The following is an 11,877-nucleotide window of genomic DNA, read 5'->3' as shown; positions in this document are numbered from 1 at the left end:
ATATTATCGAGGAGGACGATTATCATGAGTATCACGTCATTGCAAGAAGTCAAAACATTCAGTGAGGACCGTTTCACGAAACGAGTTTTATTCCAACAGGGTGGTGGAGTGACCTTTGTCCTTCATTTTCTGCCAGGTCAGCAGCTTCCCGTTCATAAACATCCGGGCACAGACGTTATTTTGCTGGTAGTCGAAGGCACAGGCACACTTATTCTGGATGGAAAAGAACAAGAGGTGAAACAAGAGGATGTAATTCATTGCGGCGGTGAAGTGGAGTTTGCATTCCATAATACAGGAGATCAGGAGGTCCGTTTGTTCGTGGTGTTAAACAAAGTGCCAGCAGCATCCTATGCAAAGAACATCTAACATCTAATATCAAGGAATCGATATAATGATTCACTGATCGGCACTAATATAAGGGAAACTCTATTCTGGAGTTTCCTTATTTGTTTTTTTCAAGAATACCTTGACCAAGTGTGGCTTCCATCGCAAAATAAAAAGCATACTTGGGTCTGAGAACATCAGATCTTAGTACGCTTCTTCGTATTCCACCAGCAATTTGTTCATTCATTCGGTCTGTAGTCATTCTGCCTAGAAGTATCCCAGCATTTCCTTGGCTTCATTTGACATCAGCTGTGGAGACCATTGTGGCTCCCACACGACTTGAACATCAATATCATTCTTATTTGTATTTTCCTGCAAAACCCATTTCACCGCTCCGACAATTGTATCATGCAGCGGGCAACCTGGTGTAGTCAGCGTCATTCGTACATGAACCCGTTCAGGCTCTTCCCTTACTTCATAGACCAGACCTAGGTCAACGATATTGACACCTAATTCAGGGTCATACACTTCCTTGAGACATTCTAGCAAATGCGTGGTTTGTTCCATCATGTTCACTCTCCAGTCCACCTTATTTATGTTAACGTCTGAATACCAAAGCAATATTTGTTATATAAATGATGGAGACAAGAGACAGTATCGTTCCTCCAACCATCATGACCTCAGCCAGATTAATCAGAATTCCACTGACAAGCAAAAGGCTTCCAGCGACCATGGCGAGCATACCCCAATTGACATACCGTTCATTCAACATACCTGCCATCAGCGGTGTTCCGGGTCTGCCGGCCTGCTTGCCATATTTGTGGGTCCACCATAGAAAAGGCACGATTTTGGAGGCATAACCAAGTATGGTGAGAGACACCCAGCCCCCGAGATATACCCATCCAGACAGCAGAACAACACGTGGATGGAGCAGCAACTCAGTCCCTTGCGAGGAATAGATCAGTAGTGCAACAGCATATACAGCAAACGCACGGCTTACATACACAGACCAGCGAATGCCCGGACCTGGGTTACTTTTGTGCCGTTTCTCCTGAATTTGCTCCAAGTGATACACATAGAAGAGAAGGGCGGCGGTTAGAAGTAAGAGCGCAAGCCAGAGCAATCCTCCCTTGATACCTGTCAGAAATGCGACAACACCTGTAACTACAGCTGCATTCCACAGAACCAAGACCACTTTTTGCAGTCGAATGGAATAATCGTGGGACAGGTAGAACATCGGAAGCATTTTGTAACTGAAGCCGGTAATTAACATGCCAAACCAGCCTAGTGTTCCCATCCAGATATGTGCACCGAATAATCGTTCATGCAGACTATTCCAATCACCAAAGGCAAAATTCAGACCCATCAGCATACCGGAAAGCCCGGTTAGAACCAGATAAAGACAGGAACAAGCTGCACTGATCGTTACCGGATTCCACTGTGAGGCACGGAAGAGGGTAACGGCCATATTCCATCCGAACAACAGAATGCCCGAGAGCGCGAGTGTAGCAGAACCCGCAATCCAGATGACATCTGCACGGATGAAGCCGTATAACATGCCCACGATTCCGATACTGAACAAGAAATAATGACAATAACCAAGAAACAGACTGTAGATATTGGATTGCAAAATAACATGTATCAACTGATAAACGGCACCCATAGCCAGCATGGTTGCCCACCCGAGCACAAACAGATGGGCATGAAACCAGCCTTCGGGTCCTCTGAGTTCATCACCAAGCCAGCCTGTCAGCGAGAGCAGGGAGAATGCGTGATACATTACAAATCCAAAGATGCCCGTGATGATAAAAAGAAACGGCAACCTGGACATGGCCTTTGCCTCCTTACCCTTTTTCAATTCTCACTTTGGCCGTACCATCGGCTTGATCCTCAACCGTGAAGGGGCAACCGAGATTGTTTAACTCTTCAATCAAGAAGACTGGCACACGGTCATTATGAATCAGTACGACTTCCCCAGGATTGCAACGTTCCAGTGCGGCAAGTGTTCGCATCATGGGTTGTGGCGGTTCCAATCCGCGATTGTCCAGTATAACGGTGGGCGTCTGTAGAGATTCAAAGTTTTCAATCGCAACAGCTTGCTCCTCCGGATGGCCTTTGCATGAAGCTGATTCTTCGTCTGAACCGGGCTCAGAATCGACTTCCGATCCAGATAAAACCATTGCAGATAATGCTTTGGCACCGGTTTTATTTTTTTTGTGCACAAACGTGGTAACCCAGTGATCTGAACCTTTTCGTTCCGATGTGCTGGAGTATCCTTTCATCTTGAGAATACCGAGCAGGGGCGTTGGTTTGAATGGAGCATGGAGTACAAAGACATCTTCATGTCGAAGGCCTTTGACCGTGTCCATGATCAGTTGAAACGGCTCTAACTTTTTACTTAGATGAGGACGCACATCCAATTCAACAATATGGACATCAGATGGAGACATGTGCGTTCACATCCGATCCTGCACTAGCTACATCCGCCTGCTGTACCAACTGCAGAGATGATTCATACAGGGCGGCCATTCCACCGTACAGCGCATAGAAGAATGACTCCGGCGCATCGAGGGAGAAGGACAGATAGGCTTTGGGGTCCATGCCGAGCAAACGCTCAAAAAGTCTTGCACTGTCATAGGCGTAAAAACAGAAATGAGTATATTCGAACACAGGCATTTTTTCGTAAATGGTGATAATCTCTTGCGCATATTCCGCTTGCTCACGCTGTGCCAATTGAACCATGGTTGTGGCGTCTTCCAGCCGTAGCGTGATGCGAAGTGTAGTATCGTCAATGATTTCAACGTGCGCCATAGCCGTTCAGCTCCAATCTATAATTTACTGATTTTGACTTGGAAGGTTGTAGGACCCTGCTCAATATACTCCCAGTTGAAGCCATCGGGATGTGTGGATTGAAACTGGAATCGAAGAGGCTTTGGATCGTGATCGTTAATAAGCAACATGGATTCCTGTGGTCGCAAATGATCAAACGTTTCGAAAATAACTTTATGTTTCAAATGCGGTGGATACTCCGTGGCATTAATGGTTGCTGCGTATGTGTTCATGTGTCATTCCTCCAAATAGGGATAGTGTGGTGTTGCAATTTGATTATAGAAAACGTGAAGAGGGGGCTGTGTGAGCCTGCTCACACATTTTTTAATGTCATAGTCTCGCCTTATTTGAGTCAGAATCCTGTATGGAAATATTGCCATGGGCAAGCCAAAGCTAACAATATCCTGATAAGCATATTGCTAATTGTGAATGCGAAAGAGACCTTAACATTGATTACGGTCGTTAAGGTCTCTTTGTGCACACACAGTTTAATGTAATAGCGTGGGAGAAAACAGTGTAGCTGGGTGCAGGGTGGTCACGTATCCCTTTGTTCCTTCAAAGCTTGCAAATCATGAATGATGATCCGGCTGCGATCCACTTCGAGCAAATTCTCTTTTGTAAGCTGGTTTAAAAGCCGATTCGCTGTTTCCCTTGTAGTTCCAATGGAGTTGGCAAACTCCTGATGTGTCATGGGCAGGTTGATGATAATCTGGTCTCCATGCGTCTGTCCGTGCTGATCTGCGAGCATGAGTAGGAAGGAAAGTACACGATTGCGTACATCCTGACCAGAGAGCACCTGCAATTTATCCTGTAATTCTCTTATTTTGTCACCGAGCACACGCATAATTTTGATCGCAATTGAAGGTGTACTCAGCATTAATCGTTCGAAAAGTCGGACAGGTATGGCTAGTAGTTCGGTAGGGGTAATGGCTTCTGCGGTAGCCGGGTAAGGGTGCGCATTAAAAAAGCCGGTGTGTGGGAACATATCTCCTGTTTTGAGGAAAGAGACAATCTGTTCATGCCCGTTCTCATCGGTTTTATAAGCCTTTACAATGCCAGTACGGATAAAAAAGACAGCTTCTTTTTCGCTTCCTTCGCTGAAAATAACCGATTTCTTCTGAATGCTTCTGGAAATGGCGATATCTTCGACTTGCTTTAATTCCTCGGGGCTAAGGTCCTGGAAGATGGGGAACTGTTGTAGAAACTCTGCTGTTGTATCTTTGTTTACCCTACTCATGAGAATCTCTCCTCTCTGTGTTCATAGTTCTGAACGACGACATCATTTTATCATAACGTGATTTTTGAACACATCAGGTGATATAGATCACCGTAAAGCCACATCACTGTTTTTGATTACTCAACCTGGGTTAATGGAATGATAGAATATGATTGAACAAGAGAGGGGTCGGCCTGGATGTGGACTGCATTCATGTGGGGCGGCATCTCTGCCTCAGCGGTTGTCATTGGCGCACTCGCAGCCTTGTTTCTGAAGATTCCCAAACGAGTCATTGGATGGATCATGGCTTTTGGGACAGGAACATTAATAGGTGCAGCGACCTTCGAACTTCTCGGAGATGCGCTGAATGATGGAGGAATTATACCTACCGCCATTGGATTTACGGCGGGTGCCGTCGTGTATACCCTGTTTGACCTGCTCGTTTCTGCAAAGGGAGGAGCAGGGCGTAAACGTTCGGCAAAGTCGGGAGACTCGAATCAAAGCGGGCTTGGGATCTTTGCAGGCACGGTAATGGATGCTATCCCGGAATCTATCATGCTTGGAGCCAGCTTGCTCGCCGGAAACGGTGTCAGTGTGGTTCTGGTAGTATCAATCTTTGTCAGCAACATCCCTGAAGGTCTGTCCAGTACGGTTGGACTACAAGGCAAGTACAGTCGTGGCAAAATCATATTGATGTGGCTGAGTGTATTGTTGATCTCCGCGCTTGCAGCACTGGGCGGATATCTGTTTCTGGAACAGCTTCCAGAGGAGATGGGTGCAGCGATTGGTGCATTTGCAGGTGGTGGAATCATTGCCATGATCTGCTCGACGATGATGCCGGAAGCCTTTGAAGAGGGTGGGCCAATTGTGGGTTTGATTGCATCTATGGGATTGCTTGTGTCGCTGTTGCTGGATCTGTAGATGACAGAACAAGCTTCCGATCTATTGGTTGAATTTATATAAAAAGAGTATCCGAACAGAGTGGTTTCTGATCGGATACTCTTTTTTGCCAAAACAGCTTCCTCGCATCCACAAGCTTTCTTACCCAGTTCATTGGCTTCGGGCAGGCGATTCAATTTTTTCCCTAAGCTGCTCCAATTGCAGAATAAGGATGCAGTTTCCTGTAACCTGAAGCAGTCCCTGAGTTTGCATCATGGCAAGTTTACGACTAAGTGTTTCGGGTGTGATCCCGAGTAACAGAGCCATATCTTTTTTGAATACAGGCAAGCGGATCTCATGTTTTGCATGATTTCGGGTATGGAAATACAAAAGCAACTTGGCAATCTTCTGTTCCGTTGTCATCGCACTTAGCGAGCTGTTCCATTCATCTGTTTCACGGAGCAGCTTGGTAATGGCAAGCAGGAAATGATAAGCAAGCTTCGGATCGTGTTCAAGTAATTGGTCAAAGTCATGCTTGCTGATAGAGCAGATGGCCGAAGGCTCCAGAACTTCGGCGTTTGCGACATGTGGTTTTTGGTGTAACAGGGAATCTTGTCCGAAGAAATCACCGGGAAACAGAAACCGAATAATATGTTCCTTGCCATTTTCATTGTATTTGGATAACTTCACACCTCCCTGATGAACCACATAAAGCGTATCTGAGCGTTCTCCCTCCTGGACGACAACTTCGCCTTTGTTATATTTGCGGGTATGTAGAAGGGAGATCAACAAGACAGCTTCGGATGGATCAAGATGCTGGAACAGAGATACTTTGGAGAAACAGGCATCCTTCGCTTCGTGTGTACAGATCATCGTTTAATCACCTCGAATGGTTCAGGATAGGTATAGCCATTATCTATTGTCATGTCTCAGTGAGACATCGCGGGTCCACCATGATCAGTTCCATCCTTGGTCACACGCAGAACAGCGGCAGCTCCTTTGGCTACATGGTTGAACTGATGGGTTACAATCGCATAATCACCTTCTTCGGTCACGGTGAACTCTACGACAGCTCCACCACTTGCGGGAAGCATAACCGTCTGTATTCCATACTGGATGTTGCGTGGATTCCCATCGGTATACACACGGTCCATAATGGTACCCACAACGTGGAAGGATGAGACTTCATTGGGTCCTGCATTACTGACATAGACTCGCACCGTATCTCCTACTTTGGCTAACAGGGGATGTTTTATTAATCCATAATCATTGCCGTTAAATACGACATAATCCGGTTCCCCGTTCAAAAAAGCTTCATAATCATGCTCTTTATACCATTCACTCTGAACAAGAGTATACTCACGATCAACCAAGTGATCGGAAGGGTATCCTGCTTTGGGATCAACAATAATCATGCCGTACATCCCGTTGGCGATATGGGCAAGAACCGGTTTGGTTCCACAGTGATACATGAATACACCGGGTGAGGAGGTTGGATAGGTGAACGTACCTTCCTTGCCTGGCATAACATCAATAAATTTGCTGCTGGGAGCAGCATGTACAGCGTGAAAATCCATGGAGTGAGGCAGGCTGGAATCTTTATTTTTCAACGTGAACACCAAGGTATCTCCCTCGGTCACTCGTAGGACGGGTCCGGGAACGGTACCATTAAATGTCCAAGCGTTGTATATCACTCCTTCTGAGATTTCGACATCTGTAACCTGGGCCGTCATTTCAATATATACCGTAGTACCTTCTCTGCGAATGATCGGGTCCACCGGGGGTTGACTGATCGCAGAGGAGGAGGAGACTTCATCGTGGTGAACAGGTTTAACCGTATCGGTTGAACTACAGTGAGAGAGAGTTGCTGTGAATATAGCAAATACGAGTGACCATTTGTATACATTCAGTAAGGAGAACATAGTTGCACAACCTTTACTCAAGTGATGTTTTTCACAATCTAAAAAGCAGGTTTTCTTTCATTTCAGTAGTTATTTAGTTATAGATTACGTTATTGAGGTGGAGACGGGTGTGATGAGGCACACACTTGGGTATGTCGTATTAGAGGCATTTCCAACAATCTGTCTTCAATTGTTGTGCTGAGCAACGGAGTTTCATATAATTTTAGAGAGATGGATTGGTAAATGTTGAGTATTTTGACGCTGTGTATGTCGTAGTTTCAGAAGAAAGGTGGATACAGGATGAAACGTTTCGAAGATGAAGGTGCGTATAAGTATAGTTTCTATTCGGTCCTTCGACGGGGAGAGCGGATTGATGTGAAATGTCCCAAATGCGGTGGGCACGCTTCGATTGATCAACGGAATGGTCAAATGGGGTGGAAGTGTTACGAATGTTACGCTCAAGCTTTTGAAGAACCAGTATATCAATATAAAGCCAAGGGGAATTGTGCTGTATGTGAACGTTGATTTAACGTGGAAGTCACAGACGAGAAGAAGACGTCTCACCGATCGACGTATGTGGAATGTCCGCATTGTAGTTCTGTTAATCAGGTTGAATTACACGCCAAGCCGACATACCAAAGGTGTTTTTCCGAGATTTGTGCAGGGAAAGATCCTGTGTTCGGGCTGGAATTATACTTCCTGGATAATTTCAGAGGAAAAATAATATGGGCTGTGAATCGGGAGCATCTGAATTATCTCATCGCTTATGTCTCCGCAGATCTGCGTGTAAAATACGGCAATATGCCTATACGAACGGCTTCACATAGTATTCCTTCTTATATCAAGGATTCTAAGAACAGGGATGTGGTTGTGCGTACACTGTCGAAGCTTCAGCACAAGACTGGATGAGACTGAAATTGAAGCGTTAAAGCCGCAAGGAGAGAAGACATGAAACTACGAGTTAAACTTACTATTTTTGCAGTCATTCTGGGTATGTTGATGATTCCGGCTTATTTTATTTTACAGACATTTGGTGTATTTCAAAAAGAGACAGTATTATCTGACTATGCTCTGGCCGTTGATGTTAATGGGAAGTCCTACGGGGCCTGGCCGCTGATTAACAGTTTTGCAGCGATGGACAAAGAGGAAGATAACCGTCAGTTTTATTACCGAATTGATATGAATCATATCCAATACCTGTTTAATCTGGCCTATAAGGAGTATGATGTGAAGCCAGGCGGGGACAATCCGTATCTGGCTGGTACTGTAAACTATCAACGTACAGATCACAACTATGTACAGACCGAGAGACAGTATGAGAACGCCAATGATTTCACAACGGTTTTGAATCTGTATGATCAGGATGGGCAGGTGATCTACACCTACAATAACACCGGCAAGGGAGATAAACAGCTGGTAGAATCCATCATTCATCAGGGAATGAGCCGTAATAGTGGCGGTAGTAGCGAAGCTGCCCGCGATCCGTATATCAATATTACGGCGTTATTCCGTGACAAGCTGAACATCGATGTGAAACTGACGGTGGATGAGGAACACAAAGTGGTTACCATTCGAATGAACAAATCGGAGGCGAGATGATGAATGAGTATGGTGTACAACAGGGACCTGCTTATCTGGAAGGATTAATTAGGAAGGAAGAGAACATAAAGTCCGATGAAGTGGAGTGGAAAGGCAAACTTCAAATGAGTGATGGTCATGATAAATTCCATATTTTTTATTATGGTGACTTGACTGAAGATGATCTGATTACCTGGCATGATTCGACACCTCTTCTTGTATATGCGGAGCATACGGTCACGGGTGAGCGCTATCTGCTCATTGATACCGCCAAGCACGGCTATGATGCTATGTTATGTGAGACCTATTCGGAAGACGCACTACATGACAGACCCCTTCGTCCTTACCTGGATGTTGAAGGTGAGGACATATTTGAAGTAGAGTTGACGGCTTACTACAATGTGCCTTGGGATGAAGAGTTTGGCGAAGATGTAGATGAAAATGGTGCATATGAACTGATTACGGGAGAGCGCATGCATTTTGATCAGGTCAAGCGTGATGGATATGATGCCTTTGCCGTTCGCATTCTGAATCGTAAAGGAGTATGGACTGAAATTGTACAGGAAGAACTGGCTTAGATCCTGAAAACGAATGAACCAAACTGAGATGGGAGATGTCGACAAATGTATATTGTATCCCGTGTACTTAAGCCGGTTCCAACAGAGGAACTGGATCACTTTGAACAACAGCACGGCATCTCGCTACCTTTATCATACCGCACCTGGATTGAGCACTACGGGGAAGGTACATATACGGGGTGGATGAATGTGCAGAGACCGGACCCAGAAGTGTTGAAGCCTTTTGTTGAATATGATTTTTGGATACATACGGATGATTCGCCTATAAGTCAGCATCAACTTGAGCAGTGCATCTCCATCGGCAGTTCTGTAGATGGAGATTTCCTTGCTGTTCATCCGGAAGTTGAGGGGCTGTTGTGGCTACCGCGTCATGATGAAAATATCACCTTATGGACATGCTCGGAGACTGAATTTGGCGAAACGCTGGACCGGATCTATTGTGGGTATTACCATCAGGATAAACCAATAACGCCACTTTACTTTGAGCCGTGGAATGAGCTGCGGAAACATACGTTTTACCATTTTTCAGGGACGGAACAGGGAAGCTCCATGAAGGAACTCGCCGATACATGCAAAACAGAATTTAAGTGGGATGCTGTGTTGGAGAATGAGTACATGTGCAAGATGTTCATGGTGTCGATGGGAGGATATTTACGATTTAACTATGCAGCTGGGAGAGAAGTTGCCCTGTTCTATGAAGAAAAGAATGGTGCGGAGGAGGCGACGGATAACGAAATCAGTATGTTCTTGCAGGCACATCATTGTACGGCATATGAATAGGGGCAGAGTGGAGGGACACCTATGAGTTGGTTAAAGGAAGACATTGCGGAACAATGGCGCAATGAAGGCAAGCGTTATGCAAGGGATGTCAATGCATTTGTCCGGAGAAGTATGCAGGGAGAGCAACCGGATGAATCCGAGTTGGAGGTAGACTCCAGAAGCGGAATGAGTACTGAAGTATTCCATATGGTGGGACAGGCCAATCTCCATGGTGATGTGGAGGTGCTTCGACATGAGCTACCCGCAGCGACGTGGCCATTGAACGAGGCGTTTCAGGCTTCCATGCAAGCGGTCAAAGTTGTAGGTTATCTGAACGAGGAAACGATTGTATGTAATACGGGGATTTTCACGGAGAATAGTCAGATATATACGATGGATCAGCACGGATGGCAGTTGATCTCTCCATATACTTTTGCAGGTTGCTCATCGGATGGACTTGACTTTGCGCTTGCAGGACCGGATGGGATTCGTATCATTCGTCAGCCAGATCGCAAGTTGGAAGGACAGGAGATAGCGACATATCGATGGGAAGATATTCAAGCCCGGATACAGTCGGCATTACCTCGGATTGAATCACTTGCGGACTGTGAGCATCCCGAACGGACACTTGAAGGACTTATACCTATGGATGAAGGCAGAGCACTACTTATACACTCAAGATACGGGATATATCTTGTAACGCAAGATCAGGTGACCTTGCTTCATCCCGATCTGGCAGAGATTGAAGAGTATGAGCTAGAGGATACACAGATAGATATGGGACATGCAGCTGTATCAAGGGATGGTAGATGGATTGCCTATGGCAGCCAAGGAAGCAATCATATGGTGATGGACCGTCGGCTGAGCAAGACATACTCTCTCTATCCAGAATCGAGCTACCCTCATTATGCAGCATTCACCAGTGATAACCAGACCGTCTGGTTTAACGCATGTCATTTCTATAACGGGGTCACGATACAGGTCCAGCTGAAATCAATTGCAGGCAACGAAACGAAGGAAGATTGGCCAGTGATGGATGAGAATGCACGTGTGTATGCAGCGGTGGAAATAGAGGCAGGCATGGTGCTTGGGGATGCATATGGTTATCTATATTGTGTAAATGGCGAGGGTAAGGAAGTATGGCGTCATTTTGTGGGAAGTACCATCTATTCTCTCGCCGTATCACCAGAGCGATCCAAACTTGCAGTTGGCACATATGGTGGCATGCTGCATGTGCTCGATCTTTGTTCCAAAGAAATGGACGAGTACGGGATCGGTACAGGCACTCTTCGTGAGTTGGAGCGGTATGTGTTGTGGCGTGGAGAAGAACCTCTGCGCTGGTGAGGTAGCATTTTGACCTAGTAGGGGTGAAGGGATGGAACGTGAAGAGGCTGTAACGTTATTAAAATGTCACTCCTTTTCTTATGATGATCTGAGTCATCCCAAGATGGAGAACGGTTTTATTGGCAGTCTGCGGCCTTTCCGTGGACATTTGATTAAGGAGAATTTTCATGAGTTGATGGAGATACTGCGTGTTCTGGCGTCCGAACTTGCACGGCCTTCACTGGATCGGGAAGTCATGGCATGTCTATGGGGAATTACTCATATGGCCCGTGCTTGGGCCGTTGAACCCGAAGGCATGCTTCGCAGCAACAACCTCATTTCCGACGAACAGGTGACATTGATGGAACAATGGCTTAATTTGTTATCTTACGTAGTCATGATTCTAATTGAAGGCGGCGGAGAGGAAGAAGCGTTTTGGGAATATCATCAGTATCTACAAGAAGAGAAGAACTGAGTTAGGGGAGGTGTG

The 11,877-nt window shown here is 45.7% G+C and carries 17 protein-coding genes; 9 read left to right on the top strand and 8 right to left on the bottom strand.

The genetic code is table 11. The features are described from left to right. Positions 1–24: 24 nt before the first annotated feature. Entirely contained in the window at positions 25–366 is a 342-nt protein-coding gene (locus tag MHI48_RS18675; protein ID WP_076328440.1) for a cupin domain-containing protein, read from the top strand. A 225-nt stretch (positions 367–591) separates the two neighbouring features. On the opposite strand, the gene MHI48_RS18670 is transcribed toward MHI48_RS18675, so the two are convergent. The 6 genes from MHI48_RS18670 to MHI48_RS18645 all read right to left on the bottom strand — a co-directional run bounded on the left by MHI48_RS18670 (position 592) and on the right by MHI48_RS18645 (position 4,390). Further along, positions 592–891: a metal-sulfur cluster assembly factor gene (locus MHI48_RS18670; RefSeq protein WP_076250604.1), complete on the bottom strand. Its 300-nt coding sequence runs from the start codon at positions 889–891 to the stop codon at positions 592–594. 31 nt (positions 892–922) lie between these two features. Next, positions 923–2,155 (bottom strand): hypothetical protein, encoded by a 1,233-nt coding sequence (locus MHI48_RS18665; RefSeq protein WP_076328441.1) that lies wholly within the window; start codon positions 2,153–2,155, stop codon positions 923–925. A 13-nt stretch (positions 2,156–2,168) separates the two neighbouring features. Then, entirely contained in the window at positions 2,169–2,774 is a 606-nt protein-coding gene (locus MHI48_RS18660; protein WP_076328442.1) for a DUF2249 domain-containing protein, read from the bottom strand. Next, complete coding sequence (locus MHI48_RS18655) at positions 2,761–3,135, bottom strand: hypothetical protein (RefSeq protein ID WP_076328443.1); 375 nt, start codon at positions 3,133–3,135, stop codon at positions 2,761–2,763. The genes MHI48_RS18660 and MHI48_RS18655 overlap by 14 nt, the downstream gene beginning before the upstream one ends. Before the next feature lie 17 nt (positions 3,136–3,152). Further along, positions 3,153–3,386, bottom strand: coding sequence for a DUF2249 domain-containing protein (locus tag MHI48_RS18650; RefSeq protein ID WP_076328444.1), 234 nt, complete (start codon positions 3,384–3,386; stop codon positions 3,153–3,155). Positions 3,387–3,688: 302 nt separating this feature from the next. Next, positions 3,689–4,390: a Crp/Fnr family transcriptional regulator gene (locus MHI48_RS18645; RefSeq protein ID WP_076328445.1), complete on the bottom strand. Its 702-nt coding sequence runs from the start codon at positions 4,388–4,390 to the stop codon at positions 3,689–3,691. A gap of 177 nt (positions 4,391–4,567) precedes the next feature. On the opposite strand from MHI48_RS18645, the gene MHI48_RS18640 reads away from it, so the two are divergent. Beyond that, positions 4,568–5,290: a ZIP family metal transporter gene (locus tag MHI48_RS18640; RefSeq protein ID WP_076328446.1), complete on the top strand. Its 723-nt coding sequence runs from the start codon at positions 4,568–4,570 to the stop codon at positions 5,288–5,290. 129 nt (positions 5,291–5,419) lie between these two features. Here the strand turns inward: MHI48_RS18640 and MHI48_RS18635 are convergent, their stop codons facing one another. Together MHI48_RS18635 and MHI48_RS18630 are read right to left on the bottom strand one after the other, a co-directional pair. Further along, positions 5,420–6,121, bottom strand: coding sequence for a Crp/Fnr family transcriptional regulator (locus MHI48_RS18635; protein ID WP_036672895.1), 702 nt, complete (start codon positions 6,119–6,121; stop codon positions 5,420–5,422). Between the two features lie 56 nt (positions 6,122–6,177). Continuing rightward, positions 6,178–7,170, bottom strand: a complete 993-nt coding sequence (locus tag MHI48_RS18630) for a multicopper oxidase domain-containing protein (protein WP_076328447.1) — start codon at positions 7,168–7,170, stop codon at positions 6,178–6,180. 279 nt (positions 7,171–7,449) lie between these two features. On the opposite strand from MHI48_RS18630, the gene MHI48_RS18625 reads away from it, so the two are divergent. The 7 genes from MHI48_RS18625 to MHI48_RS18595 are packed head-to-tail and all read left to right on the top strand — an operon-like array spanning position 7,450 to position 11,862. Next, positions 7,450–7,674: a hypothetical protein gene (locus MHI48_RS18625; protein WP_405141413.1), complete on the top strand. Its 225-nt coding sequence runs from the start codon at positions 7,450–7,452 to the stop codon at positions 7,672–7,674. Between the two features lie 6 nt (positions 7,675–7,680). Further along, a complete protein-coding gene (locus MHI48_RS18620; RefSeq protein WP_405141411.1) occupies positions 7,681–8,058 on the top strand; it encodes a hypothetical protein in 378 nt (125 codons plus the stop codon). Between the two features lie 39 nt (positions 8,059–8,097). Beyond that, entirely contained in the window at positions 8,098–8,748 is a 651-nt protein-coding gene (locus MHI48_RS18615) for a hypothetical protein (protein WP_036672890.1), read from the top strand. Beyond that, positions 8,745–9,305 (top strand): hypothetical protein, encoded by a 561-nt coding sequence (locus MHI48_RS18610; protein WP_076250061.1) that lies wholly within the window; start codon positions 8,745–8,747, stop codon positions 9,303–9,305. The genes MHI48_RS18615 and MHI48_RS18610 overlap by 4 nt, the downstream gene beginning before the upstream one ends. Before the next feature lie 45 nt (positions 9,306–9,350). Continuing rightward, positions 9,351–10,085, top strand: a complete 735-nt coding sequence (locus MHI48_RS18605; RefSeq protein ID WP_036672888.1) for an SMI1/KNR4 family protein — start codon at positions 9,351–9,353, stop codon at positions 10,083–10,085. 21 nt (positions 10,086–10,106) lie between these two features. After that, on the top strand, positions 10,107–11,408 hold the full coding sequence (locus MHI48_RS18600; protein WP_076317542.1) for a hypothetical protein: 1,302 nt from the start codon (positions 10,107–10,109) through the stop codon (positions 11,406–11,408). A 31-nt stretch (positions 11,409–11,439) separates the two neighbouring features. Further along, positions 11,440–11,862: a hypothetical protein gene (locus MHI48_RS18595; RefSeq protein WP_076317543.1), complete on the top strand. Its 423-nt coding sequence runs from the start codon at positions 11,440–11,442 to the stop codon at positions 11,860–11,862. The last annotated feature ends 15 nt before the right edge of the window (positions 11,863–11,877 follow it).

It is taken from the genome of Paenibacillus sp. FSL H7-0942 (genome assembly GCF_045040715.1).
Taxonomy (GTDB): Bacteria; Bacillota; Bacilli; order Paenibacillales; family Paenibacillaceae; genus Paenibacillus; species Paenibacillus amylolyticus.
This window is presented reverse-complemented; position numbering and strand designations above follow the sequence as displayed.